At 69.8% G+C, this 26,378-nt stretch carries 22 protein-coding genes; 10 read left to right on the forward strand and 12 right to left on the reverse strand.

Features of this window, described 5'->3' with window-relative positions:
• Positions 1 to 172: 172 nt before the first annotated feature.
• The 3 genes from ACWDKQ_RS16410 to ACWDKQ_RS16420 form a co-directional block, all read right to left on the reverse strand.
• On the reverse strand, positions 173 to 1,291 hold the full coding sequence (locus tag ACWDKQ_RS16410; protein WP_450139584.1) for an XdhC family protein: 1,119 nt from the start codon (positions 1,289 to 1,291) through the stop codon (positions 173 to 175).
• 203 nt (positions 1,292 to 1,494) lie between these two features.
• Complete coding sequence (locus ACWDKQ_RS16415) at positions 1,495 to 2,619, reverse strand: vWA domain-containing protein (RefSeq protein WP_450139585.1); 1,125 nt, start codon at positions 2,617 to 2,619, stop codon at positions 1,495 to 1,497.
• 84 nt (positions 2,620 to 2,703) lie between these two features.
• Positions 2,704 to 3,591, reverse strand: a complete 888-nt coding sequence (locus tag ACWDKQ_RS16420) for an AAA family ATPase (protein WP_450139586.1) — start codon at positions 3,589 to 3,591, stop codon at positions 2,704 to 2,706.
• A gap of 486 nt (positions 3,592 to 4,077) precedes the next feature.
• On the opposite strand from ACWDKQ_RS16420, the gene ACWDKQ_RS16425 reads away from it, so the two are divergent.
• Together ACWDKQ_RS16425 and ACWDKQ_RS16430 are read left to right on the forward strand one after the other, a co-directional pair.
• Entirely contained in the window at positions 4,078 to 4,635 is a 558-nt protein-coding gene (locus ACWDKQ_RS16425) for a suppressor of fused domain protein (RefSeq protein ID WP_450139587.1), read from the forward strand.
• Between the two features lie 335 nt (positions 4,636 to 4,970).
• Complete coding sequence (locus ACWDKQ_RS16430) at positions 4,971 to 5,219, forward strand: PspC domain-containing protein (protein WP_450139588.1); 249 nt, start codon at positions 4,971 to 4,973, stop codon at positions 5,217 to 5,219.
• 81 nt (positions 5,220 to 5,300) lie between these two features.
• Here the strand turns inward: ACWDKQ_RS16430 and ACWDKQ_RS16435 are convergent, their stop codons facing one another.
• Complete coding sequence (locus ACWDKQ_RS16435) at positions 5,301 to 7,301, reverse strand: beta-N-acetylhexosaminidase family protein (RefSeq protein ID WP_450139589.1); 2,001 nt, start codon at positions 7,299 to 7,301, stop codon at positions 5,301 to 5,303.
• A gap of 149 nt (positions 7,302 to 7,450) precedes the next feature.
• Between ACWDKQ_RS16435 and ACWDKQ_RS16440 the strand changes: the two genes are divergently transcribed.
• The gene (locus tag ACWDKQ_RS16440) at positions 7,451 to 8,116 is read left to right on the forward strand and encodes a hypothetical protein (RefSeq protein ID WP_450139590.1); all 666 of its coding nucleotides are present in this window, start codon (positions 7,451 to 7,453) and stop codon (positions 8,114 to 8,116) included.
• Here ACWDKQ_RS16440 and ACWDKQ_RS16445 read toward each other — a convergent pair.
• The 5 genes from ACWDKQ_RS16445 to ACWDKQ_RS16465 all read right to left on the reverse strand — a co-directional run bounded on the left by ACWDKQ_RS16445 (position 8,106) and on the right by ACWDKQ_RS16465 (position 13,398).
• Positions 8,106 to 8,765 carry a copper homeostasis protein CutC gene (locus ACWDKQ_RS16445; RefSeq protein ID WP_450139591.1) on the reverse strand — a complete coding sequence of 220 codons (660 nt, stop codon included), beginning with the start codon at positions 8,763 to 8,765 and terminating at the stop codon, positions 8,106 to 8,108. The genes ACWDKQ_RS16440 and ACWDKQ_RS16445 overlap by 11 nt on opposite strands.
• Positions 8,766 to 9,014: 249 nt before the next feature.
• The gene (gene groL, locus ACWDKQ_RS16450) at positions 9,015 to 10,643 is read right to left on the reverse strand and encodes a chaperonin GroEL (protein ID WP_450139622.1); all 1,629 of its coding nucleotides are present in this window, start codon (positions 10,641 to 10,643) and stop codon (positions 9,015 to 9,017) included.
• Positions 10,644 to 10,889: 246 nt separating this feature from the next.
• On the reverse strand, positions 10,890 to 12,128 hold the full coding sequence (locus ACWDKQ_RS16455; RefSeq protein ID WP_450139592.1) for a serine/threonine-protein kinase: 1,239 nt from the start codon (positions 12,126 to 12,128) through the stop codon (positions 10,890 to 10,892).
• A 158-nt stretch (positions 12,129 to 12,286) separates the two neighbouring features.
• A complete protein-coding gene (locus tag ACWDKQ_RS16460; protein ID WP_450139593.1) occupies positions 12,287 to 12,490 on the reverse strand; it encodes a cold-shock protein in 204 nt (67 codons plus the stop codon).
• Positions 12,491 to 12,714: 224 nt separating this feature from the next.
• Positions 12,715 to 13,398, reverse strand: a complete 684-nt coding sequence (locus tag ACWDKQ_RS16465) for a TIGR00266 family protein (RefSeq protein WP_450139594.1) — start codon at positions 13,396 to 13,398, stop codon at positions 12,715 to 12,717.
• A 314-nt stretch (positions 13,399 to 13,712) separates the two neighbouring features.
• Between ACWDKQ_RS16465 and moeA the strand changes: the two genes are divergently transcribed.
• From moeA to ACWDKQ_RS16490, 5 genes are all read left to right on the forward strand, one after another.
• Positions 13,713 to 14,957 carry a molybdopterin molybdotransferase MoeA gene (gene moeA / locus ACWDKQ_RS16470; protein ID WP_450139595.1) on the forward strand — a complete coding sequence of 415 codons (1,245 nt, stop codon included), beginning with the start codon at positions 13,713 to 13,715 and terminating at the stop codon, positions 14,955 to 14,957.
• A gap of 100 nt (positions 14,958 to 15,057) precedes the next feature.
• Positions 15,058 to 17,025 (forward strand): M48 family metallopeptidase, encoded by a 1,968-nt coding sequence (locus ACWDKQ_RS16475; protein WP_450139596.1) that lies wholly within the window; start codon positions 15,058 to 15,060, stop codon positions 17,023 to 17,025.
• 526 nt (positions 17,026 to 17,551) lie between these two features.
• Entirely contained in the window at positions 17,552 to 18,274 is a 723-nt protein-coding gene (locus ACWDKQ_RS16480; protein ID WP_450139597.1) for a phosphatidylserine decarboxylase, read from the forward strand.
• Positions 18,271 to 19,212, forward strand: coding sequence for a CDP-diacylglycerol--serine O-phosphatidyltransferase (pssA, locus tag ACWDKQ_RS16485; protein WP_450139598.1), 942 nt, complete (start codon positions 18,271 to 18,273; stop codon positions 19,210 to 19,212). Before ACWDKQ_RS16480 ends, pssA begins: the two co-directional genes overlap by 4 nt.
• A 240-nt stretch (positions 19,213 to 19,452) precedes the next feature.
• Positions 19,453 to 21,675 (forward strand): AAA family ATPase, encoded by a 2,223-nt coding sequence (locus ACWDKQ_RS16490; RefSeq protein WP_450139599.1) that lies wholly within the window; start codon positions 19,453 to 19,455, stop codon positions 21,673 to 21,675.
• 35 nt (positions 21,676 to 21,710) lie between these two features.
• Here ACWDKQ_RS16490 and ACWDKQ_RS16495 read toward each other — a convergent pair whose 3' ends face one another.
• Positions 21,711 to 22,340, reverse strand: coding sequence for a LytR C-terminal domain-containing protein (locus tag ACWDKQ_RS16495; protein ID WP_450139600.1), 630 nt, complete (start codon positions 22,338 to 22,340; stop codon positions 21,711 to 21,713).
• Positions 22,340 to 22,645, reverse strand: coding sequence for a DUF3263 domain-containing protein (locus ACWDKQ_RS16500; RefSeq protein WP_450139623.1), 306 nt, complete (start codon positions 22,643 to 22,645; stop codon positions 22,340 to 22,342). Before ACWDKQ_RS16500 ends, ACWDKQ_RS16495 begins: the two co-directional genes overlap by 1 nt.
• A 320-nt stretch (positions 22,646 to 22,965) precedes the next feature.
• Between ACWDKQ_RS16500 and ACWDKQ_RS16505 the strand changes: the two genes are divergently transcribed.
• Positions 22,966 to 23,541, forward strand: coding sequence for a peptide deformylase (locus ACWDKQ_RS16505; RefSeq protein WP_450139601.1), 576 nt, complete (start codon positions 22,966 to 22,968; stop codon positions 23,539 to 23,541).
• Here the strand turns inward: ACWDKQ_RS16505 and ACWDKQ_RS16510 are convergent, their stop codons facing one another.
• A complete protein-coding gene (locus ACWDKQ_RS16510; protein ID WP_450139602.1) occupies positions 23,542 to 24,198 on the reverse strand; it encodes a Uma2 family endonuclease in 657 nt (218 codons plus the stop codon).
• A gap of 196 nt (positions 24,199 to 24,394) precedes the next feature.
• On the opposite strand from ACWDKQ_RS16510, the gene thiC reads away from it, so the two are divergent.
• Positions 24,395 to 26,044, forward strand: a complete 1,650-nt coding sequence (thiC, locus tag ACWDKQ_RS16515; RefSeq protein WP_450139603.1) for a phosphomethylpyrimidine synthase ThiC — start codon at positions 24,395 to 24,397, stop codon at positions 26,042 to 26,044.
• The last annotated feature ends 334 nt before the right edge of the window (positions 26,045 to 26,378 follow it).

Here is a 26,378-nt window from a genome sequence, read left to right on the forward strand (position 1 = left end):
CGAAGCCCTCATCGCTCTCGTCATGCTCGCCCTCGGCGGCCACCCACCCACCCTCCCCGGACGAACCTGACACCCACGGAAGCAGCAGAAGAGCCGGAAATTGCGGAAGTTCCTCCACAGCCGCGCGGGGTTGTCCACAGCCGCGGGGTGTCATGACGTCGAAGACGAATGCTCACGAGTGGTGGTGGATGGGCCCCTCGACATCGGAGAGCCGCACGCCGCGGCCGCCCCAGCGCAGCGCGATCAGCTCGGCCGCGATGGACACCGCAGTCTCCTCCGGGGTCCGCGCGCCCAGGTCCAGGCCGATCGGCGAGGACAGCTTGGCGAGCTCGTCCCCGGTCAAGCCCTGCTCGCGCAGCCGCCGCAGCCGGTCCTCGTGGGTGCGGCGGGAGCCCATCGCCCCGACGTAGCCCAAGTTCTGCCGCAGCGCAGCCTCCAGGACCGGCACGTCGAACTTCGGGTCGTGGGTGAGCACCATGACCGCGGTCCGCTCGTCCAGGCGCCCGGCATCCGCCTCGGCGGCCAGGTAGCGGTGCGGCCAGTCGACGACCACCTCGTCCACGCCGGGGAACCGGCTGTGCGTGGCGAACACCGGCCGCGCATCGCAGACCGTGACCCGGTAGCCGAGGAAGGCGCCCATCCGGGCCATCGCGGAGGCGAAGTCGATCGCGCCGAACACCAGCATCCGCGGCGGCGGCTCGAAGGAGTTGACGAACACCCGCAGCCCTTCGCCGCGGCGCTGCCCTTCCGGGCCGTACTCGATGACGCCGCTGCGGCCGCTGGCCAGCATGCCGCGCGCATCGTCGACGACCGCGTCGTCTATCCGCGCCGATGCGAGGCTGCCGCTGGTGCGCTCGCGCCACACCAGCAGGTGCGACCCGACCTTGCTCTCGTCCGGGTGCTCCAGGACGGTCGTGACCGCGACCGGCTCCTCGGCCCGGACCGAGGCCGCGACGGAATCGAGCTCCGGGAAGGTCTCGTGGTCCACCCGCTCCACGAAGACGTCGAGGATTCCGCCGCAGGTCAGGCCGACGGCGAAGGCGTCGTCGTCGCTGACTCCGTAGCGTCGCAGGACCGGATCCGCGCCTTCCAGCACGCCGGTTGCCTCCTCGTAGACCGCGCCCTCGACGCAGCCGCCGGAGACACTGCCGACGGCCTCGCCACCGCTGGTCACCAGCATCGACGCCCCGGGCGGCCGCGGCGCCGACCGAAACGTCGCTACCACGGTGCCCAGCCCGACGGCCTCGCCCGCTTCCCACCGCTTGGTCAACTCGTCCAGCACGTCACGCACAGCGCACCTCCGCTTCCTCAACGCCTCCCGGCGCAGCGCCATTTCCGCCGGAACGCGACTCCGGCGCGGCGCCCGGCTTGGGGTATGGGGCGAACGGCCTGTTCACCTCACCTATCGAGGCGAACGGCTCGTTCGCCCAACCGGGCCGTGCCGGAATGCGTGCCCCGACTACCCGGTCAGTTCTGCCAAAGTCCGACACTTCGCTACTCCGGTGCTATCCGCGGCTGGGACAACCGGTGCACCCACGACCACACGTCCTCCAGTGAACGCAGGCTGTGTCCCGCCACCATCCGGTCAACGTGCGGCATGGCCGCGACAATCCCGGACTGCACCGGCTGGTAACCGTCGTGCCCGGCGTGCGGGTTCGCCCAGATCACCGCCCGAGCCAACCGCCGCAACCGCCGCATCTGGTCGCCCAGTTCGGCCGAGTCGCCGCGCTCCCAGCCATCGGAGAACAGCACGACGACCGAACCGCGCGCGATGCCCCGCTGCCCCCACCGGTCCAGGAACACCCGGAGCGTCTCGCCGAGCCTGGTGCCACCGGAGAAGTCCGGCACGGCGCGGGAAGCCGCCTGCAACGCGGCCTCCGCATCGCGCTGCCGGAGCTGCCGGCTCACCCGCGTCATCCGGGTGCCCAACGTGAAAACCTCGGTGCTGGCGGGGGAACGCCGAACCACGACGTGCGCGAACCGCAGCAGCGCATCCGCATACGGGCTCATCGACCCCGAGACGTCGATCAGCAGCACCACCCGGCGCGGTCGCCGAGAACGCTTCTGGCGCTGCAACCGCAATGGCTCGCCACCGGAGCGCAGCAGCTCGCGGAGCGTCGCGCGCGGACTGAGCGGGCCGCGCTTGCTGCGGCGATGCCGCAACGCGGGGCGCGACGGCGGCTCCGGGCGCAGCACCGCGAGCATGCGCCGCAGATGCTCGCGCTCCGCAGCACCTAGCTCCGCGAGGTCCCGACGGCGGAGCACCTCGGCTTCGCTGGCGGCGGCGGCAAGCGGCCTGTCCGCGTCGCCGTCCTGGTCGCCGCCGTCAGCCGTGGAGAGCGCAGCGATCCGCGCCGGACGCGGCAGCGGACGGCCCAGCGGCTCGGCGGAGCGCGCAGCGCCGCCGAACCAGCAGCCGAAGGCTGCGTCGTAGCGCGCAACGTCGTCCGGTTCGGAGCACAACGTAAGGCGGCCCGCCCAGTAGACCGCGCAGCGGTCGTCGAAGCCAACGTGCTCGGTGGCGGCGAGGAAAGCCTGGACGCGGGTGGGGCCGCAGGCCATCCCGGAGTGCCGCAGGGCGCGGGCGAACCCGACCAGGCCGGTCGCGGTGTGCTCCATCAGCCCCCTCCTGAACGTTGCGTTTCGGTGGTCCGCAATTTCCATGGAAATCGAAGGTTCGATTTTCATGGAAATTGCGGACGGTCAGGGCGCCACGAGGCCCGCGGCGCGGACCCTTTCGGCGTCCTCCCGGTACTTCAGCACCGCGCCCAGCGTGGTCGCGGCGATCTCGGTGTCCAGTTCGTTCTGGTCCAGCGCTTGCAGCGCCTGCGCCCAGTCCAGCGCCTCCGCCACCCCGGGCGGCTTCAGCAACTCCATCTGCCGCATCCGCTGCACCGCCGCGGCCACCTGCTCCGCCAGCCGGGCTTCCAGACCCGGCAGGCGGCGTCGCAGAATCGCCACCTCCCGCTCCAGGTCCGGGTGCTCCAGCCAGTGGTAGAGGCAGCGGCGCTTCAGCGCGTCGTGCACTTCGCGGGTCCGGTTGGACGTCAGGATCACAATCGGCGGCACCGACGCCCGCACCACTGCGAACTCCGGAATGGTCACCGCGTATTCCGACAGCACCTCCAGCAGGAACGCCTCGAACTCGTCGTCGGCGCGGTCGATCTCGTCGACCAGCAGCACGCAGGGCGACTCCTGCAACGCGCGCAACAGCGGCCGCGCGAGTAGGAACCTCGGCGTGTACAGCGAAGATTCGGCGGCGTCGGCGTCCATCTCGCCTCCGGAAGCCGCCTCCAGGGTGCGCAGGTGCAGTAGTTGGCGCGGGAAGTCCCAGTCGTAGAGCGCTTGCGCGGCGTCGATGCCCTCGTGGCACTGCAACCGGATCAGGCCCACCCCCAGCGCCGTAGCCAGCGCCTGCGCCAGCGCCGTCTTGCCGGTACCGGGTTCGCCCTCGCACAGCAGCGGGCGGCGCATCCGCATCGCCAGGAAGGCCGCCGTCGCAATGCCCTCGTCGGGCAGGTAACCGGTCTTGTCCAACGCCGTCGCGACCTCGGCCGGGGACTTCATGTCGAGCCCGTCATCCACCGCCATGCCGCCGAGCGTATGCGAACAACCGGCACCAAGGCGATCATCCGATCATCCGGCAAGCAGGTCGCGGACCGCGTCGCCCACTGTGCCAACCTCCAAGGCGGGGATCGGCTCGCCGCGCACCAGGTACCGCCGGAGCACGGCGTAGGGCAGGTCGATCACCACCGGTCGACGAGGCCACCGCCGGAGCGCTGATCGACTCGCTGGCGAGCCCGCACGAATAGCTATGGCCGCACGACCAGTGGCCCGCGATGCGGTTCGATCGGCCGCTCGGCGTGGGCGCCGCGGGCGGTCACGGCCCGGTCCGCTACCAGGTCGTCGCATACGTGCCCGGCCGTTGAATCCGGTTCCGCTTCACGGCACCGCGCGCTTTCGACCGGGACCCAGGAATTCACCGTGCACCGCGACGTGCGCGCACCCCGGCCCACTGGTCGTGGTGGGTGCGCTTGCTCGTTTCCGTAGGATCACGGGGGTTTCGGAGGTTGGTGCATGAGCCGGTTCAGCGGGTTCCCCGCGCACGTTGAGACGCACATCGGCCGGGTCCGCGGCGCCCGTAGCCGGGACGCCAACGGCCGCGACCGGGGCTACTACCTCGTCTACTGCGACCACCCGGACGGCGCACACGTCTCGGTGCTGACCAGCGGCCTGCGCGAGCGCACCGCGGGCGCGCCGCTGCCGCAGGAACTCGTGTGCACGTTGCAGGCAGACCAGGAGCTCTACGCGCGACACCTGACCGGCGTGGTCGCCGAGCTGCTGGTGGAGAGCAACAGCCGGGTCGGCTACGGCGCGCTCATCATGAACGACCGGATCCTGTTGCCGGACACGGAGATCTGCGGCGCGCTCGCCGCACCTCACCCCTACCTCGGCGACTCCTTCGACGTCCTGCTGAGCGAAATCGGCGAACCGGTCCTCCAGCTGATCACGCTGGTCCCGATCACCCGGGCCGAGGCGCAGCTGGTGGCCCGCTACGGCCGAGACGCGCTGTACGACCGCTGGGAGCAGCAAAGCTCCAACCTCCTGGACATCCACCGCCCCTCCGCCGCCTGAACTGAATAAAGCCTGTTCCAGGCCCGTTTCGCGTGGCCGTGCGGGTAGCGGAACGTCGTCAGACGCCGCCCGCCCGCCGGGATCCTGACTCGTGCACGACCCGCGCAGCGCTGGGGCCCTCCTCGACAGATGACGTCTGAGAACCCGCGGCGGGCAAAGTGACCAAGCGGCTGGCGCCGCTTCGAAGACACCTGACCCGTGAGCACTTCTGGGCGCTGCAGCACCGAAAATCGCCGGGTTCCACCTGCTTCTCAGGGGCCGGCCATCGGCGAATCCGGGTGGGGTCGGGGTTGTACCCCGAGGCTTTTCGCTCCCCCGCAGCCCAGACTTGGGGCATGCCCGAGAACATCTCCTCCATCGACAGCAGCCAGACCACCAACGGCAGAACGGCCGAGCGGCCGACGTGGAAGTTCCGGCGGAGCCGGGACGACGCCATGATCGCCGGCATCTGCAGCGGCATCGCCAAGGACCTCCGCGTCGACGCCGTGCTCCTCCGCGTCCTGCTGGTCGCCGCCACCCTGCTCGGCTTTGGCGCCGGGATCGTGATCTACCTGGTCTGCTGGGTGCTCGTACCCCAGGAATGACCGGCATCCCGACCAGCAGTTTCAAATTGGAACTGCGATCACCGATGTGAGGCCAGCAGTTTCAACTGAAGCTGCGCGACTTCACCGGATGCCGGGCGCCTGTTCGACAAACTTGTCCAGGACCCCGTCGCCGACCAGGACCTGCCCCTGGGGGCGGACTTCGCCGGGCGGGGTGCGGATCTGCTTGGCCCGATCCGCGAACTGCCGCGCCGCGGCGAAGTGCTCGAAGGTGCGCCCCTCGTCGCCGTCCGCCCGCGCCTGCAGGCCGTCCATCGTGGCAACCAGGGCGTCGCCCCAGAGTTCGGTGGCCGTCAGCCATTGCTTCACGTCGCCAGCGAAATCCGCCGGCGCACCCTTGCCGATCTGCTCCGGGGCGTCCGCGATCGCCTGCGCGTAGCCGCGCAGCTCCCGCACCGCGCCCGCGCGATCGCCGCGCTCCCAACCGACGCGGAACTCTTCGATCCGCCGCGCCAACTCCGGCGCCTGCGGCAGCCACGGTCGGCCGCTGGGCAGCGGCGCCATGTGCTCCAGGTCGAAGAAGACCATCAGCGCGTCGACGGTCGCCGGGTCGGCGACCAACCCGGCCTGCCCGGCAGCCCGTTTCCCCGCCAGGTACTCGGCCGCCGCCCGCCAGGCCCGCTGCGGGTCGAAAGCCGTGTCGTTCCAGGCGAAATCGGCCGCGCCGAGCTCCACGACCTTGCTCGCCGCCGCTAGGTTCATCGGGTTGGACACGTCGCCGACGAGCTGCCCGCTCAACCCCTGCTCCCGCTTGTCGTACGGGCCGAGCAGCACCCGCCCGAGGGAGCCGTCGAAGTCGTTGACCGGGTAGTTGTCCCACAGGAAGAGCTTGCGCCCCCAAACCTTCTCGGCCTGCTGCGCATCGGAAACGGTGATCTGGCGCGGGATCACGCCGTCGCCGGTCCACATCACCACTACCCGCGGGTCGAGCGCCGAGCGAATCGCGGTCTTGTACGCCGAGTCCTCCACGTCGGAGTACTCGGTCGGCACGAACTGCAACGGCGCCGCACCAGGATGCGCATCGACGAATTCGCGCTGCACGCGGTTGAGCAGCTCCACCTGTGCCTTCCCGGCCGCGCCCTCGGACGGCTGGCCGTACTTCGCCTGGTCGCCCGGGCAGTTCCAGCGGGTGTAGGAGATGTCGTCCAGCGGCACGGAGAAGTCGCGGACGCCCTCGTCGTACACCGTTTGCAGCTTCGCCAGCAGCGCGCGGAAGTCCGCGTCGTCGCTGTAGCAGATGGAGGTTCCCGGCGAGAGGGCGAAGGTGAACTTCACGTGGTGCGCCTGGGCCTGCCGGATCAGCTCCTGCACCTGGGCGAGCTCGTCCGCCGGGTACGGCTCGCGCCACTTCTCCCGGTGGTAAGGGTCGTCCTTGGGCGCGTAGATGTAGGTGTTCATCTTGACGTCGCCGTAGAACGCCAACTGGTCCATGCGCTCGGCGTGCGTCCAGGGTGGACCGTAGAAGCCCTCGACGGTGCCGCGCAGCGGCATCGACGGGTGGTCCACGATGCCGACCCCGGAGATCCGGCCCGGCGAGGCGATCTGGCGCAGCGTCTGCACGCCGTAGTAGGCGCCGGCCGCGTCGGATGCGCCGATGAACAGGATCGCGCGGTTGCCGCCTCGCCCGGCCAGCACGTAGCCCTCGGGTGGCAGCGGCGCGGGTGCGGCGTAGCCGAGCTCCTGCAGGCCCTTCACCACCGACGGCGAGTTCCGGTCGCCGATGCGGATGCTCAGGACGCTGTCGCCGGCGGGTGTGCCGGGCTCGCGCACCGTCACCCCGCTCGCCCCGGCGAGCGTCAGCACCTGGACCGCGAGGTCACGGGTGGGCTGGTCGACGAGCGGATCGACGACCACTTCGACCCTGCCCCGCACCGGGATGTCGTCGCCGAGCCGCTTCATCTCCTGCGGCTGCGGCGTGACCTGCGGCAGGCCGGTCGCTGGTAGCGACTGCGACGGTGGCGCGGTCGTCGGCGGCGCCTGCGGCGTGGTGTTCGTGCAGCCCGCCAGCACCGCGCTCGTGAGCGCCGCGACCAGCGCCGACCACCGGACCTTTCGACCGAGCATGTCCCCTACCTCAACCTGGACTCCCACCGCCCCCCAAGGACATCACACGCCGATTACGCCCGCCGACGCACCCGAAACTAGACACCCCGAAATCATTCGTGCTACAAACGATTTACTCAACGAATAATAACTGAAGGCGGAGCTCGCCCATGAACACCCAACAGGCCCCATCCCGGCAGGTCGGCCCGCCACTGCTGATCGTCGGCATCGTCTTCGTCGCGCTGTTCCTGGCCGGACTGGTCATCTCGACCGCGATGGCGGGCGGCGCGACCTACCCGAGCCCCTTCGAAGCGCCAGAAATCGTCGAGCGCTACCTGACGGCGCACGGCGGGGCGGCGGCGGTCGCCGGGTTCTTCCAGCTCGCCTCGGCCTTCCCGCTGCTGGTGTTCACGGCGACCGCGGTGCACCGCCTGCGGGCCACCGGCGTGACCGTGCCCGGCACCTACATCGCTGTGGTGGGCGGCGTGCTCAGCGCCGGATTCACGATCCTCAGCGGGCTGTTCCAGTGGGCCGTCTCCCGGCCGGTCGTGCTGAGCAGCCCCGACGCGATGCACCTGGCCCACCAGGTCTCCTTCGGCCTCGGCGGACCGGCCTACGCGGCATCCTTCGGCCTCCTGGCGGCCGGGCTCTCGGTGCCGGTGCTCATCATGCGGCGTGGGCCGCGCTGGGTCGGCTGGCTCGGCCTGGCCGTCGCCGCCGTCGGCATGCTGTCCACGCTGACGCTGATCGTCCCGGTCTTCGCCTACCTAATCCCGCTGACCCGTTTCCCCGGTTTCATCTGGCTGATCGCGATGGCCGCGACGCTCAGGCGGTGAGGTTCCGCCAGCTCCGCACCCGATCCGCCCGCACCGACCCGTCGGCGCGGGCGCCGGTGCCGATGTGGAAGGCGCGCGCCCCGGCGGCCCGCAGGTCGGCCACGTGCTCCTGGCGCAGGCCGCCGCCGACGAGCAGCGTCACGCCGTCGACGTCCTGCCGCGCGGCGAGTTCACGCAGGTCGGCAAGGCCCTCGTCGACCCCGCCAGGTGCGCCGGCGGTGAGCACGGTGTCCGGGCCGAGCGAAACCGCGTGGTCCCAGGCGAGCCGGTACTGGGCGCAGTGGTCGACCGCGCGATGGAAGGTCCACGGGCAGCCGTCGAGCTCTGCGACGACATCGCGAGTCGCGCCGACGTCGACCTGGTCGTAGTCGTCGAGGAACCCAAGGACGAACTCCTGCGCCCCGGCCGCGCGCAGCTCTCCGACCCGCCGCCGCAAGGCGTCGACGTCCGCGGCGAAGTCAGGCTGATCGCGCACCATGACCCGAACCGGCAGATCCGTCGCCGCGAGCACGCTGCGCACGGTGGCCGGATCCGGCGCGAGGCCGTCGGCGGCCAGCTCCCGCACCAGCTCCAGCCGGTCGGCGCCGCCCTGCTGAGCGGCCTCGGCCTCGGCGGCGTCGAGCACGATCACTTCCAGCAAAGCACCCACACCGGCACCGTAGCCGGACGGCGGAAAGACTGCGACGCCCACCTATTCCGGCTGGTCAAGGTGCATGAGTCCGGTACTAACGGGTGCGCTTTGCCTTTGCTCTCGGCGAGGGGATCGCAATTTCCATTGAAATCGAAGGTCCGATTTCCATGGAAATTGCGTGGGACGGACACCGGACGGTGCCCCGAGACGTTCGAAGGGCCGCCCCCGAGCGGGGACGGCCCTTCGTAAACGCGGCAGCAGCGTGGATCAGAAGTCCATGCCGCCCATGCCACCGGTCGGGTCCGGAGCGCCGGCCTTCTCCTTCTCCGGCTTGTCCGCGACCACGGCTTCGGTGGTCAGGAACAGCGCGGCGATGGAAGCGGCGTTCTGCAGCGCCGAGCGGGTGACCTTGGCCGGGTCGAGGACGCCGGCCTGGACCAGGTCCTCGTACTCGCCGGTCGCGGCGTTGAGGCCGTGGCCGGAGGTGAGGCCCTTGACCTTCTCCGCGACGACGCCGCCCTCGAGGCCGGCGTTGACGGCGATCTGCTTCAGCGGTGCCTCGACGGCGATCTTCACGCTGTTGGCGCCGGTCGCCTCGTCACCGGTCAGGTTGAGGCCGTCGAAGGCAGCCTGCGCGGCCTGCAGCAGCGCGACGCCGCCACCGGCGACGATGCCCTCCTCGACCGCGGCCTTGGCGTTGCGGACCGCGTCCTCGATGCGGTGCTTGCGCTCCTTGAGCTCGACCTCGGTCGCCGCACCGGCCTTGATGACGGCCACGCCGCCAGCCAGCTTGGCCAGCCGCTCCTGCAGCTTCTCGCGGTCGTAGTCGGAGTCAGAGCGCTCGATCTCGGCGCGGATCTCGTTGACCCGACCGGCGATCTGCTCGTCGTCGCCGGCACCCTCGACGATGGTGGTCTCGTCCTTGGTGACGACGATCTTGCGGGCGCGGCCCAGCAGGTTCAGGTCCGCGTTCTCCAGCTTGAGGCCGACCTCTTCGCTGATGACCTGGCCACCGGTCAGGATCGCCATGTCCTGCAGCATCGCCTTGCGGCGGTCACCGAAGCCGGGGGCCTTGACAGCGACCGACTTGAAGGTGCCGCGGATCTTGTTGACGACCAGGGTGGCCAGGGCCTCGCCCTCGACGTCCTCGGAGATGATCAGCAGCGACTTGTTGGCCTGCATCACCTTCTCCAGCAGCGGGAGCAGGTCCTTGACGTTGGAGACCTTGGAGCTGAGCAGCAGGATGTACGGGTCCTCCAGGACCGCCTCCATCCGCTCCGAGTCGGTGACGAAGTAGGGCGAGATGTAGCCCTTGTCGAAGCGCATGCCCTCGGTGAGCTCCAGCTCCAGGCCGAAGGTGTTGCTCTCCTCGACGGTGATGACGCCTTCTTTGCCGACCTTGTCCATCGCCTCGGCGATCAGCTCGCCAATCTGGCGGTCGCCAGCCGAGATCGCGGCGGTGGCGGCGATCTGGTCCTTGGTCTCGATCTCCTTGGCGTTCTTGAGCAGCTGCTCGGCGATCGCCTCGGTGGCCTTCTCGATGCCCCGCTTCAGGGCGATCGGGTTGGCGCCGGCGGCGACGTTGCGTAGGCCCTCGCGCACCAGCGCCTGGGCCAGCACGGTGGCGGTGGTGGTGCCGTCACCCGCGACGTCGTCGGTCTTCTTCGCGACCTCCTTGACCAGCTCGGCCCCAATCTTCTCCCACGGGTCCTCGAGCTCGATCTCCTTGGCGATGGAGACGCCGTCGTTGGTGATGGTCGGCGCGCCCCACTTTTTCTCGAGCACGACGTTGCGGCCCTTCGGCCCGAGCGTCACCTTGACGGCGTCAGCGAGGGTGTTCATGCCGCGCTCAAGACCGCGGCGGGCGTCCTCGTTGAACGCGATCATCTTGGCCATTGCGGTGTGGTCCTCCACCTGTCTGGACGCCGCGGTGGTGGGTTTGCGCACCCCACGGCAGGACTCGTGCTCGGCCAGGCTCGGTGCCCGCGACGGACGACCGTGCGGCGGCGCCGTCGGGTGGCACCGCCGGAGACGGCCTCACCGTCCCGGCCTGGCACTCAACCTTGCTGAGTGCCAATACCGTGTTTAGCACTCTCACCAGTCGAGTGCAAGCGGCGTTCCCGGTGCGGCGGAGCGCGACCGTCAGCGGGTCGGGACCGAAGTCGGCAGGTGGTTGTGGTTGTAGGAGGAGGTTTCCGAAGTCGTCGCGTCCGTACTGCTGCCGCCGGAACCGCCGATGGAGTTGGCCATCACAACGAAGATGACCACGATGACCACCAGCGCGACACCGGCGAGCACCGGCACGATCCACTTCGCCGAACCGCCCGACTTGGTCGCGAACGCCGCCGAACCGGCCGGGATCGGCGGGCGCAGCCGAACCGGGTCGTTGCCCGGCGGCGGCAGCGGGCGCGGCGGCTGCTGGTACTGCGGGTAGCCGTGCGGCGGACCGGTAGGCGCGGTCGGGCCGTACTGGACCGGCTGCGGGCCGGACATCGGAGCCACTGGAGCCACCCGAGCCGCCTGTCGGGACGGTGGTGGCGTGTCCCCGGCCGCCACCCCGAGCGCGGCGCGGGCCGCCGCGACCAGCTCCTTGCAGTTGCCGAAGCGCTGGTCGGGGCTCTTCGACATGCCGCGGCGCAGCACCTCGTCGATGCTGCCGGGCAGCACCACCAGCGCGGTCGCGGGCGGCGGCTCGGCGCCCAGGTGCCCCTGAATGACCTCCTGCACCTGCCCCTGGAACGGCGGTCGCCCCGTCAGGCAAGCGAACAGCATGCAGCTCAGCGCGTACTGGTCGGTGCGACCGTCCACCGGCTCGCCGCGCAGGTGCTCGGGGGCCGCGTAGGTCGGCGAGCCCAGAAAGTCGCCGCTGGCGGTGCGGTGCCCGGTCGCACCGCGCCGAGTGAGCCCGAAGTCGGCCAGGTAGACGTGCTCGTGGACGGATTCGCGCGAGGTCACCAGCACGTTGGCCGGCTTGAGGTCCAGATGCACCAGGCCGCGCTCGTGCAACATGTCCAGCGCCTCGGCGATCTGGGAGAGCAGCTCCATGGCCCGCTTGGGCGAGATCGGCCCGTCCTTGATCAGGCTGGCCAGATCGGAACCGTCGACCAACCGCATCGCGATGTAGAGCATGCCGTTGACCTCGCCGAAGTCGTACAGCGGCACGATGTTCGCGTGGTCGATGGCGGAAGTGTTGCGCGCCTCGTCGACGAACCGCTCGCGGAACTCCGCGTCACCGGTGATGTGCTCGCCCATGACCTTGAGCGCGACCTTGCGACCCAGACGGGTATCGGTGGCGCGGTACATGACGCTCATCCCACCGCGGCCGAGCACTCCGTCGATCTTGTAGTGGCCGAGGCGCTGCCCGGTGAGGTCTTTCGACACGCGCAGCAGCCTAACGTTTCGAGATCACGCCCGTCTTTCGGTTCGGCAACACCGTCTCGGGTTCGCCACACCGTGACGAGTCGATTCCGGACCGGCCGAACGCGCCACGGCCCGGCTCCCCACCCAGAGGAACCGGGCCGTGCACATGACGTTCTTCCTCAGACCCTGCGGACTCCGTCTGCTTGGGTGCGGCCGTCACGTCCCGCTTTCACTTCGAATTCCACTCGATCCCCTTCGGAAAGGGTTCGGAAACCAGACATGTCGATCGCGGAGTAATGGACGAACACATCAGATCCACCGTCCGTTGCGATGAATCCGTAGCCCTTCTCCGAGTTGAACCATTTGACCGTGCCGACCGCCACGGCGTCCTCCTCATGAAAAGTGATGCACGACGCGGCAAGCGTCGCTGGAGCAACGGCCACGCTACCCCAGAAATGGGGCCTCGTCGCGGGTTAGGCAATGCGACTTTTCCGTTAAACACTGAGCCGAACGGGTGCCATCGGCGGCCACGTTCAGTTATCGAAGTGGAAGTGACCTCGCGAATTCGTCCGAATGAACGAGTCCATTTGCGCTCTCGGCGAAATCATCAAGAACGAGCGCCTAGTCCATTCGCCTGCAACCAGGTGACGAGTCCTCGAGGATTGCGAGTTTGGGTCAGCACCTGGCCGGGACCCGCGAAATCGAACACCAGACCCTCACCGCTTTTGAGCGACTGCACCACGCCCTGGTTCATTTGCCGCAACCGGCTCTGCACCGTATCGGCGTAGGCCACCACGTGGCCGGTGTCGATCGTTACGTACTCGCCGGGCTGCAGCGTCACCACGTCCAGCGCGCCGTAGCAGGACACCACCACCGGGCCCTGGCCGACGAAGTGCGTCAAGAAGCCGCCCTCGCCGCCGAAGAGGTTCTGGAAACCGCCCCACTGCGTCTCCAGCTGCACGGTGCTCGCAGAGGCGAGCCAGCAGCCCCTGGTCACGCACCAGCCGACCCGGCCGTCGAGCTCCAGCACGTTCAGGTCGCCGGGCAGGTTCGGCGCCACGTCCACCCAGCCGCCCTGCTGCGGGGCCGTGTAGGTCGAAACGAAGAACGACTCGCCGCCGAGCGCCGCGCGGGCCAGCGACTTGAGGAAACCGCCCTGGGCGCGCGCCTCGACGGTCACGCCGTAGCTGGTGGCGAGCATCGCGCCGGATTCGACCTGCACCGGCTCGCCCGGGGCGAGCATCAGCCGGGCCACCCCGAACGACGGCGTGTGACGAGTGCGAACCTGCACCGGAACCTCCTATCTCTGGCACAAGCACGGCCGGAAGCGCGCCGGTTCGGGCTGGCCACCCACCGTCGGGCAAGCGGTGCCAGCCGCTTTCCACCACGCGAGCGAGGTGACCACCCGCGAGTTCCCGGAGGTCTTCTCGCGAGGGCAGCCCCGACGTGGCGCACCGGAGAGGAATCGGGACCCCGGAATCGAGAGGGCGTGGCGAAGTTCCGCTGCGGGAAAACCTACGCAGTACGACCCACGCTCTCCCTGAGAGTCTGCCACGCACGATCATTGCGACGATTCGCACGCCGGTAGGGACAGCAGGGGTGTCGATGACCGATGATCTGGGCGTGTCGCACGGAACCGGAAGCCCCGCCCTGACCACGGTCGCCGACCACCAGTCGAAGATCGCCGCCTTGCTCGCCCCGACCCCGGTGGCGGCGAAACCGCTGGCGGACTGCCTGGGCCTGGCCCTCGCCGCGGACCTGGCCGCGCCGATCTCGCTGCCGCCGTTCGACAACTCCGCGATGGACGGCTACGCCGTCCGCTTCGTCGACCTGGCCGGTGCGACCCCGGACCAGCCGGTGCGGTTGCCGGTCCACGAGGACATCCCGGCGGGCCGGGTCGACGCGCCGCCGCTACAGCCCGGCACCGCGCACCGGATCATGACCGGCGCCCAGATGCCGCCGGGCGCGGACGCGGTGATCCCGGTGGAACGCACCGATGGCGGAATCGAGCAGGTGCAGGCGTTCGCCTCGGTGCAGCCGGGGGCGCACGTGCGGCGCGTGGGCGAGGACGTCTCGGTGGGCGCCACGGTGCTCACAGCAGGCACAACGCTGGGGCCCGTGCAGCTGGGCGTCGCGGCCGCCGTCGGGGCTTCGGAGCTGCCCGTGCACCGGCCGGTCCGGGTGCTGGTGCTGTCCACCGGTTCGGAGCTGGTCGCCCCGGGGACCGAGCTGCAGCCGGGGCAGATCTACGAGTCCAACGGCTTGATGCTGGCCTGCGCGGTGCGCGAAGCCGGCGGCGAAGCGACGCTGCTGCGGTTCGTGCCGGACGATGTCGATGCCTTCCACGCCGCGCTCGCCCCGCGCCTGGCCACCACTGATCTGCTGATCACCTCCGGCGGCGTCAGCGCCGGGGCCTACGAGGTCGTCAAGGACGCGCTCACTGGCACGGGCGTCGAATTCACCAAGGTCGCGATGCAGCCCGGGATGCCGCAGGGCTGCGGCCGCTACCGCGACGGCATGGCCGTGGTGACGCTACCGGGCAACCCGGTCAGCGCGATGGTTTCATTCGAGGTCTTCGTGCGGCCCGCGCTGCGCGCCGCGGCCGGGCACCACGCCACCCGCCGCCCTGTGCGGCAGGCGACGCTGGTCGAGCCGCTGTCCGCGCCGGCCGGCAAGCGGCAGTACCGCAGGGGCCGGTTCGACCCGGCCACCGGCACCGTGACGCTGCAGGGCGCGCCCGGCTCGCACCTGTTGGCAGGCCTGGCCAAGGCGAACTGCCTGCTGGAGATCGCCGAGGACGTGACCGAACTTGCCGCGGAGTCCGCAGTGGACGTGATGCTGCTGGATTGAGCGGGAACGCGGCGAGCCCGAAGATCACCTTGTTGACGGATCGCCGCGCTTCCCCGAGACTGCACCACCGTCCCGACCCACCCCTCCGGAGTGCTGCACCGTGCGTGGCCCCTGGCGCGCCGCCCTGGCGCTGGCGTTGCACATTGGCTTCTTCCTCGCGCCGATCGCGCTGGTCCTCGGGCTGCTCGCGATCGCGGCGCTCACCTTCCGGTACGACCAGGGCGGCGGGGCGAAGGCCGCGCTCGCGGCGGTCGCGGTCGGCGCGATCTTCGCGATCGGTCTGCGCGCCGTGCTGCGCAACCGGGTGCGGCCGCGCGGCGTCCAACTGGGCCGGACCGAGCAGCCGCAGCTGTGGCGGATGGCGGAGTCGATCGCCGCCGCCGCCGACGCCCCGGTGCCCGACGAAATCCGCATCACCTCCGAACCGAAGGCGACCATCCACGAGGACACCGCGCTGCTCGGCTTGCGTACCCGCGCCCGGTACCTGGAGCTTGGGCTTCCGCTGCTGGCCGCGCTCAACGTCAGCGAGCTGCGGGCCGTGGTGGCGCACGAGCTCGGCCGGTTGACCGGCCGCAACCGGCTGACCGTGACGGCTTACCGCGCGTCGGCGAGCGTCGAGCGCACCGTCGCGGGCCTCACCGGCGGCCCCGTCAAGTGGCTGTTCACCCGCTATGCCCGGCTGTTCACCGCGGTCACCGCCACCACCGGCCGCGACCTGGAGCTGGCCGCCGACGCCATCGCGGTCCGGGAAGTCGGCACCCGCACAGCCGTCACCGCGCTGCGCAAGGCGATCGCCATCGAGATCGGCTGGCAGGGCTACACCGACGACTACCTCAGCATGGCCAAGTCGGTCGGCCACGCGCCGGACGTGCTGCTGGGCTTCCGGTCCTTCATGGAGCACCCGGGCCGCAAGCCGCAGCTCGCCGAGCGCGTCAAGCAGACCATCGCGGAGGAGGCCGACGGCAGCCGCACGCGCCCGTCCGCGCGCAAGCGCATCGAGGCGATGAAGCGGATCAAGGTGGGCAACAAGGAGCTCGACGACCGGCCCGCGTTCGCCATGCTGCGCAACCCGCGCAAGAGCGTGCCCGAGCTCGAAGACCGCCTGATGGTCGAAGGCCTCAAACGGCGGCTCGCGTGGCCGGAGCTGGCCCGGCTGGCCGGCGCCGCGCACGTTGCCGAGCGGGCCGCGCTGCTGAGCTCCGCCGCGGCGCAGAGCGGCCTGCCGGTCGAGCCGACGATCGTCGGCATCCTGCCCGCCATACATCGCGGCCAGGGCCACGACCTGGTCAATCCGGTGCTCAACCCGGGCCTGTGCCCGGAACGCATCGACGAGGCGGCGGTCGACACGCTGACCGAACTGCTCGGCTGCGCCGTGGTGGACGCGCTGATCTGCGCCCGGCGGGCGCACCACGAACTGGACTGGGGCGGCCCGTCGACGGTGCGGCTGGCCAACGGGCAGCCGCTGGACCCTGACCGGCTGGTCCGCCCGGCGGTCTCCGACCCCCGGCTGATCCCGGGGCTGCACCGGGCGCTGGTCGACCTCAAGGTGCCGTTGACCCACGCGCGTCGGCCCGCCGCCGAGCCCGAGCCGACGCTGGCTGGGATCGTCAGCCCGGTGCAGTGCGCCGACGGCAACTACGACCTGCTGGTGACCGACCGGGGCCTGGTGCTGCTGCCCAGTTCGGCCAGCACCACGAAGCGCCTGCTGGCGGGCACCCTAGCCCGGTTCCGCAAGGCCGAGCAGGAGCAGCTCGCCGAGCTGGCCGCGACGCCGATCAGCGAGCTCCGGAAGCAGCCCGGCGCGCAGTGGGTGGACAGCCGGGACGTGGCCAGCGCCCGGCTGGACCAGGACCGCGGCGGCTGGTCCCTGTCGCTGGAGCTGTACCTCGACGAGTACGCGGTGTCCGAGCTGGAGGACGTCGGCGCGCGCGACGGCGAGGACGGCATGTCCGAGCTTGAGCTGCGCAGCACCGCCGACGGCGTGGAGCACGGCGACCCGTACCGGGGCCTCGGCGAGTTGATGGGGGCGCGGATGAACCTCGACGAGCCTGCCTACGCAAATGAGTGAAAATCGTCCGAACCTCGATAACTCGCTGTCATGTAACGGCCGACTCAGGTCCTCCAAAAGCGGCTACGGGCTTTTTGTGAACTCAATTACACTGGAAACTGCGTTACGAACCGTCGATCAAATACATCTCCAAGACGTCCGCATGAACCCACTCCTGTTACCGGTGGGGCGGACACGCCGAGGACCGTGCGCCGTCGGGGGGTGCACGGACCCGCACAGGGGAGGCCGTTCGACGTCTACGGGGAGACGTCGGATGGCCTCCCCGCCGGTTGCGCGACATTCGCGGTCCCCAACGCTCTCTTCACCCGAGTGGGTGACATGAGTGTCGTCTTGACGGTAGCATCCCCGGATCGAATAAATGCAGGTCAGCAAGGCAGTTCTTGATCAACTGCGCCCCCTGGCGTCGGTTGACCCGAGGCGTCCGCGATGCTGTACCGACGACGGCACCGGTCGACACCCCGTTCGCTCCGGGACACCCGACCGAACCGCCGCACCATGACCGCCGACGCAGGGGCGTAGCAGCTCGATGACCACCGCGAAAGAACCGAAGAAGAACCCGCTGGCGCACCTCGCCGCGCTGGCCCGCGACACCATCCCGCCGATGCACCCGGCAGGCCGCCCGTTCGTTCTCGGTGCCGCCATCGCGACCCTCCTGCTGCGCCGCCTGTGGCGCCCGGCGGGCGTGCTCGGCGGCATCGTCACCGCGTGGTGCGCGTGGTTCTTCCGCGAGCCGGCCCGCACCACGCCCAGCCGCGAGGGGCTCGCCGTCGCACCCGCCGACGGCACGATCTCGCACATCGAGCCCGCGGTCCCCCCGACCGAGCTCGGCCTCGGCGACGAGCCGATGACCCGCATCAGCGCCTTCCTCACGATCTTCGACGTGCACGTCCAGCGGATCCCGCTGAGCGGCAAGATCGAGACCGTCGCCTACCGGCCCGGCAAGTTCCTCTCCGCCGACCTGGACAAGGCCAGCGAGGACAACGAGCGCAACTCGATGGTCATCCGCGCCGACGACGGCACCCAGGTCGCGGTGGTGCAGATCGCCGGCCTCGTCGCCCGGCGCATCGTCTGCTCCGTCTCCGAAGGAGACGTGCTCCAGGCCGGCAGCACCTACGGCCTGATCCGCTTCGGTTCCCGGGTAGACCTCTACGTGCCCACCGCCAGCCGGATCCTGGTCGAGCCCGGCCAGCGCACCATCGGCGGGGAGACCGCCCTCGCCGAGCTACCGCGGGGGAAGCGCGCCTCATGAGCATGCACACCGCGCCAGGCGTCCGGTTGCTGCCCAACGCGATCACCGTGCTGGCGATGTGCGCGGGGCTGTCCGCGGTCCAGTTCGCGCTCAACGGCCAGCCCAAGGGCGCGATCGCGGCCGTCGCGGTCGCGGCCGTGCTCGACGCCCTGGACGGGCGGATCGCCCGGCTGCTCGACGCCACCTCCAAGATGGGTGCCGAACTCGACTCGCTGTCCGACGCGATGTCGTTCGGGGTCGCCCCGGCGTTGACGCTGTACGCGTGGCAGCTGCAGGACAACCGGGCCGGCTGGATCGTCGCGCTGATCTTCGCGGTGTGCATGGTGCTTCGCCTGGCGCGGTTCAACACCCTGCTCGACGACACCGACCAGCCCCCTTTCACCAAGGAGTTCTTCGTCGGGGTGCCCGCCCCGGCCGCCGGGCTGCTCGGGCTGCTGCCACTCGTCCTGACCGCGCACTTCGGCTACCTGGGCTGGTGGGCGAACCAGAACGTGGTGATGGTCTGGATGGTGCTGATCGCGGCGCTGATGGTCAGCCGCGTTCCGACGCTGTCGCTGAAGACCGTCAAGGTGCCACCGCGGGCCGCCGCGCCGCTGCTGGTGATGGTGGCGCTGCTGGCAGCGGCGATCATCATGTTTCCGCTGATCTCGCTGGCCATCGCCATGGTGCTCTACCTGCTGCACGTGCCCTACGCCGTCTACCGGCACAACTGGCTGGCCAAGCACCCGGAGGCGTGGAGCGCGCCACCGCGGGAGCGGCGCGCGATCCGGCGGCGCACCCAGCGGAGGCTCGGCCTGCGCCCGCCGCTGCGGCGACGCGTAGCGGGAGCCGCGAGGCGGGTGCGGCTGCCGCGGAGGCACAGCCACCCGGACGGCCCGCGGCGAAGCTGGCGGCGCCTGGAGTTGCGGCGCAGCCGCAACGACGGCCCCCCACGCTAGCGGGCGCCGAACCCCGGTGCACCGGGATTCGGCGCAATTTCAACGGAAATCGGAAATCCGATTTCCGTTGAAATTGCGGAAGTGTCCACAGCCATCCGGCGTTGTCCACAGTCAACCGGCGTTGTCCACAGCCATCGGCGTGTCGGGCGCACGGCACACCGGAGCTCACCACCAGCCCGGAACTCCCCGTCGAAGGCCGAAGGCACCGGTGCCGGATGGCGGCGCGGTTAAGCTCGCGGCGTGCCGTCGATAACGTTGACCGCCCGTCTCTCCCCGTCCGCCAAGGACACCCGTCGCGGGGTCGTGCGCCTGCACCCCGAGGTGCTCGACGCCCTGGGGTTGCGGCCGTGGAACGCCGTCCAGCTGACCGGCGCTCGGGTCACCGTCGCGCTGGCCGCTGCCGCCGAGGTCGGCAGCCCGACCGGGATCCTGCTGCTCGACGACGTGGCGTTGATGAACCTAGGCCTCACGGAAGGCTCCGAGGTCGGCGTCTCGCCCGTGAAGGTCGCGGCGGCGAAGCGGGTGAGCATCGCGGGCTCCCGGCTGGCCCGCGCCACCGTCGCCCCCGAGACTGTGCGGTTGGCGTTGACCGGCAAGGTCTTCGGCACCGGCGACGCGGTGTCGCTGCTTCCGCAGGACGTCGCACCGGCGACCACCGCGAACGCCGGCGAGGTGCGCCGCAAGCTCTCCATGGCCATCGGCATTACCTGGACCAACGAGCTGATCACCATCGCCGCCACCGAACCGCCCGGTGCGGTGGCCGTGCAACCGTCCACAGTGGTCGAATGGCGGGACGGCGCGACACCGGGAACTACCCCGGCCCCGCAAGCGGCACCGCAGCCCGAACCGGCACCGGTCGAGCCGACCGAGCCGATGGTCCCGGTCGCCGACCTCGTCGGCTCCCGCGAAACGGCGAAGCGCCTCACCGAATGGCTGCGACTGGCCTTCGAACAGCCCGAGCTCCTGCGCCGCCTCGGCGCCGAACCGCACCTCGGCGTGCTGCTCAGCGGCCCGGCCGGGGTCGGCAAGGCCACCCTCGCCCGCGCCGTGACGAGCGCGATCGGCGCTGACCTAGTCGAACTAGCCGCGCCCAGCGTCGCTGCGCTCGAACCACGCGCCGCCGCCAAACGCCTGCAGGACGCGATCAACCGCGCCACCACCTCGGAGGGCGAGTGCGTGCTGCTGCTGACGGACGTCGAGAGCCTGCTGCCGGGCACCGGGCCGCCGCCGCTGGCCACCGTGGCGCTCGACGCAATCCGCGACGCGATCGGCACCGACCGGCTCGCCGTGGTCGTCACCAGCTCGCAGCCGCAGGCGATCGACCCCAGGCTGCGCGAGCCCGGCATGGTGGACCGGGAGCTCACCCTCGGCCTCCCCGACGACGCCACCCGCGCGGACCTGCTGCGCGTGCTGCTACGCAACGCGCCGCTGACCGACGACGTGCGGCTCGCCGAGGTCGCCGAGCGCGCCCCTGGATTCGTCGTCGCCGACTTGGTGGCGCTGTGCCGGGAAGCCGCCGTCGGCGCTGCGCTGCGGCACCAGGACGACGCCGTGGATCCCCGCATCCAGCAGCAGGACCTGCTGGACGCGCTGTCGTCGGTCCGGCCGATCTCGATGTCCACATCGGACAACTTGCAGACCGGCGGGCTGACGCTGGACGACGTCGGCGACATGGCCGAGGTGAAGCAGTCCCTCACCGAGACGGTGCTCTGGCCGTTGCAGTACCCGGACTCGTTCACCCGGCTCGGGGTCGAGCCGCCGCGCGGAGTGCTGCTGTACGGACCGCCTGGCTGCGGCAAGACGTTCCTGGTGCGGGCCCTGGCGGGCAGCGGGCGGCTGAACGTGCTCGCGGTCAAGGGCGCGGAGCTTATGGACAAGTGGGTCGGCGAGTCCGAGCGAGCGGTCCGCGAGCTGTTCCTGCGGGCCGCGAATGCCGCGCCGACGCTGGTGTTCCTCGACGAGGTGGACGCGCTGGCGCCCCGCCGCGGCCAGTCCTCGGACTCCGGGGTGGCGGACCGGGTGGTCGCCGCTGTGCTGACCGAGCTCGACGGCGTCGAGCCGATGCGCGACGTGGTCGTACTCGGCGCCACGAACCGCCCGGAGCTGGTCGACCCGGCCCTGCTGCGCCCGGGCCGACTGGAGCGTCTTGTCTACGTCCCGCCGCCGGAGGCAACAGCCCGCGTGGCGATCTTGCGATCCGCGGCGAAGAACACGCCGCTGGCCTCCGATGTGGACCTCGCCGCCCTCGCCGAGGAGCTCAACGGCTACTCCGCCGCCGACTGCGCGGCCCTGATCCGCGAAGCGGCCCTGACGGCGATGCGCGAATCCCTTTCTGCAGCGGAGGTTTCCGCAGACCACCTCGCCACGGCCCGCCAGGCGATCCGCCCCTCGCTCGACCCGGCCCAGCTCGCGTCCCTGGAGGCTTACGCCCAGCAGAGGTGGGGACGCCCGCTACCGATGTAGTTGGTAGCAGGCGCCCTCCACCTCGAACGGGACCGTCACTTGGTGTTGGCGTGGCCCTTGTAGTCGTTGGTGATGATCGCGATCAAGCCCGGCGTGGCGTCCTGGATGCCAACGAATCGGGGCTCCGCGCGTGCTCCGAAGCGGACCGCCATCTCCTGCGCCTCCTGCTCCTCGACGGTGCCGGGCCGGAAGTAGATCGTCGTGGTGGGGATGAGCCCCGCCGCGTAGTTTCCGACCTCCGGCACCTGGTAACCCGAGCTCCGGAAGTCCTCCGCGGCTCGGTGCGCCAATCCGCTGATCGTGCTGTTGTTGTAGACCCGAACCAGGACCTTGGCCGTCGCGTTGCCAGAACCGACGGGCACGTCCCGGTTCGGCGTGCCCTGCGGCGGCGCGGGCGGCGGGCTGTCCTGTGTGGCCGGTGGCGGCGCGACCTGCGACATGGCGGGCGGCACCACGCCGGAATCGGCGGGCGGATTCTGGGTCAGTGACATGACCGGCGGGTTGTTGCCCGGTTCCGGGGGCAGCGGCTGGGCGGAATTCGACGCGCCGCCGCCGGAAACCAGCGTGACGATGCCGACGACGGCCGCGATCGCACCGGCCCCGATCAGACCGAATCCGATGATCTTGGCCTTGGCGGGTCCGGTGGACGGTTCCCCTGAAGTCATCAGTGCAGCTCGATTCCCAGTCGTTGGGCGGCCCGTGCGCGCTGCCTACCCGCCCTTGCCTTGCGCAGCCTCTTGATCAGCATAGGGTCTTCCAGCGCGGCGGCCGGACTGTCCAGCAACGCGTTCAGCAATTGGTAGTACCGCGACGCGGACATGTCGAACAGCTCGCGGATCGCGCGCTCCTTCTTCATGCCCTCGCGTTTCCACCACTGCGACTCGAAGGCGAGGATGCCCCTCGCCCGATCGTCGAGTTCGTTCTCCGGCGCCGACGGCTGGGGCGGCACCGGCTGGGGCGGCGGTTCCACGATCCGCTCGATCGGCTGGGTGATCGGCTCGGCGAGTCGCAACCGCCGACCGGGTGCCGGATCAGATGTTGCCTGCTGTTGTTGCAGGCGCGCCAGCTGTTCGCACTGACGGGCGATCTCCTGTGCGGTCAGCATTTGGGCGGCGTCCATCTGGCTCCTCGCCTCGCGATTCGGGACTTCCCGCGTTCGCGGGAATCACACGGCTGTGATTCCCCCTCAATTACACCATGCTCCGATTCGCGGCCGGAGCGGATCACACTGCGAGCAACGCGCGAGAGCACCCCGGCGCAACAGGCGCCCAAAGCGCTAAAGTCCCGCTCATGGCTGTTCACCCGATCTGCGTTGTCGGCGACCCGGTGCTGCACAACCCCACCCGTCCGGTGGAGCGGTTCAACGACGAGTTGCGCACCCTCGTCGACGACCTGTTCGAGACGATGGCCGCCGCCAACGGGGTCGGGCTGGCGGCCAACCAGATCGGCATCGACTTGAGGTTGTTCGTTTACGACTGCCCCGACGACGAGGGCGTCCAGCACCGCGGCCTGGTGGTCAACCCCGAGCTGACGACCTCCGAGATCCCGCACACCATGCCCGACCCGGACGACGACTGGGAGGGCTGCCTGTCGGTCCCCGGCGAGTCCTACCCGACCGGCCGGGCGAGCTGGGCGAAGGTCACCGGGTCCGATGTGGACGGAAAGCCGATCGAGGTCGAGGGGACCGGTTTCTTCGCCCGCTGCCTGCAGCACGAGACCGATCACCTGGACGGCCACCTCTACCTGGAACGCCTGGTCGGCCGCCACGCCCGGGCGGCGAAGAAGATGGTGAAGCGCAACGGCTGGGGCATCCCCGGCCTGACCTGGGACCCGGCCGAACACGGCGACCCCTTCGCCGATGACTGATCAGAATTCCTTGGTACTGAGCATCAGATTGAATGGCTCAGGAATTTTGACAACCTTCCCGAAAGGCGCGCGCCAAAGCTCTTGATAGCTCCCGGATTGCGGGTCGGAGTACAACGAAATCGATGGCCCCCCAGCCCAGAAGCGGTCGATCAACAAGTAGAGCGGCACGCCGCCAAGCGCGTATCCTTTGAGTTTCGTTTCTCGATCAGTGCGGGCGTTGCTCCGCGACGTGATCTCGACGGCGAGCAGCACCTGATCCGCAACTACTGGATCACCCGGAGCCCCTGCGTCCAACGCCTCACGCGGGACGACAGCAAGATCTGGCACATAGGTCTCACCGGTCGCCGGAATGACCACCCCCTGCGCGGGAGTCAACTCCCAATTATCGGGGACCACCCTGGCCAACGCCTTGAGCACAATGGAATTGACCTTGTTGTGTGGTTTTCCCGGCGGCGGCGTCATCACGATCGCTCCTTCAATGATCTCCGCGCGCCAGCCCGTGCTCGGCAGTTGCAGGCTCTGCCAAGCCTCAACAAGCTCATACCAGGTCGAGCGTTCAAGCGCAGGGGCAGCGGTCATAGCGCGATCACTTCCTGTATCGATGTCATCGCACACCGTAATCATCACCCCTGACAAAGTTGCGATCGCCCTGGTCAACGAGCCTAATGGCAATCCGCGTTGCCGTCATCGTGGCGAACGGGGGTTGGCAGGTTCGGCGGGTCCGGCTAGCCTCGGGCCGCGACAAAACAAAACCGCGGGAGCTCGCACCAACAGCGGGCTGAGAGGGCGGCTGGAGAACTCCGGGGCCGCCGACCGCACGAACCTGACCGGGTAATGCCGGCGTAGGGAGTGGATGGCAGTGGCCGACGTGCGTCCGAACACGTCCGAGAACGGAACCCAGATCACCACCGGGCCGATCAGCGGCTCGCGAAAGGTGTTCCGGAACACCGAATCCGGCCTGCAAGTGCCATTCCGCCGCATCGAGCTGACCAACGGCGAGCACCTCGACGTGTACGACACCTCCGGGCCGTACACCGACGAGAACGCCAACGTTGACGTCCATAGTGGACTTCAGCGGATGCGAGCGGAGTGGACCGACGGCCGGGAGCACCGGACCCAGCTCAGCTGGGCCAGGGCCGACGTCATCACTCGGGAGATGGAATACATCGCGACTCGCGAAGGGGTCCCGGCGGAACTGGTCCGGGACGAGGTGGCCAGCGGCCGGGCAGTGATCCCCGCCAACCGCCGCCACCCGGAGAGCGAGCCGATGATCATCGGCAAGAAGTTCCTGGTGAAGGTCAACGCCAACATCGGCAACTCCGCGGTGACTTCCTCCGTCGAGGAGGAGGTGGAGAAGATGGTGTGGGCCACCAGATGGGGCGCCGACACCGTCATGGACCTGTCCACCGGCAAGCGGATCCACGAGACCCGCGAGCAGATCCTGCGCAACTCGCCGGTGCCGATCGGCACCGTGCCGATCTACCAGGCGCTGGAGAAGGTCAACGGCGATCCGGCCGAGTTGACCTGGGAAATCTACCGCGACACCGTCATCGAGCAGTGCGAGCAGGGCGTGGACTACATGACCGTGCACGCCGGGGTGCTGCTGCGCTACGTGCCGTTGACCGCGAACCGGGTCACCGGCATCGTGTCCCGGGGCGGCTCGATCATGGCCGCGTGGTGCCTGGCGCACCACCGGGAGAGCTTCCTGTACACGCACTTCAGCGAGCTCTGCGAGATCCTGCGCGACTACGACGTCACGTTCTCCCTCGGCGACGGCCTGCGGCCCGGCTCCATCGCGGACGCCAACGACCGCGCGCAGTTCGCCGAACTGGAGACCCTCGGCGAGCTCACCCACATCGCCCGGGAGCACGACGTGCAGGTGATGATCGAGGGTCCGGGGCACGTCCCGATGCACAAGATTGCCGAGAACGTGCGGCTGGAAGAGCAGCTGTGCGGCGAGGCGCCGTTCTACACGCTCGGGCCGCTGACCACCGACATCGCCCCCGCCTACGACCACATCACCTCCGGCATCGGCGCGGCGATGATCGCCCAGGCGGGCACCGCGATGCTCTGCTACGTCACCCCGAAGGAGCACCTAGGGCTGCCAAACCGGGACGACGTGAAGACCGGCGTGATCACATACAAGATCGCCGCGCACGCCGCCGACCTGGCCAAGGGCCACCCGCGCGCGCAGGAGCGGGACGACGCGCTGTCCACGGCGCGGTTCGAGTTCCGCTGGACGGACCAGTTCAACCTGTCGCTGGACCCGGACACCGCGCGCGAGTTCCACGACGAGACGCTGCCCGCCGAACCGGCCAAGACGGCGCACTTCTGCTCGATGTGCGGGCCGAAGTTCTGCTCGATGAAGATCACCCAGGACGTCCGCAGGTTCGCCGAGGAGCGAGGCCTGACGAGCGTCGAGGCGATCGAAGCGGGCATGCAGAAGAAGTCCGAGGAGTTCGCGGACGCTGGAGGCAAGGTCTACCTCCCGCTCGCCGACTAGATCCGGCGACAGTGCTCCAGCCTCGCCTTGCGTGGCGATGCGAGTAGCGCAACCTCAGACGCCGCCTGGACTCCGCCGATCCCGACCGGTGTATGACCTGATACGCGGCTTCGGGGCAGTCCTCACCAGGCGGCGTCTGAGAACCCGCGGCGGTGCAAGTGTCGTAGGCCGGCTAAGCGCCTCCGGCGCATCAAAAACAAAAGACCGGGCCGTTTCCACAGGTCATTGCCCGCGAGTGCTTTTGGGCGATGTAGCGCCTATCAGCGCTCACGGTGGCTGGCCTGCGGAAACGTTGCCTCGCGCCCTGGACGATCGGTAGGAGCCGGGCCGTAAC

This window comes from Saccharopolyspora sp. NPDC000995 (assembly GCF_053599315.1).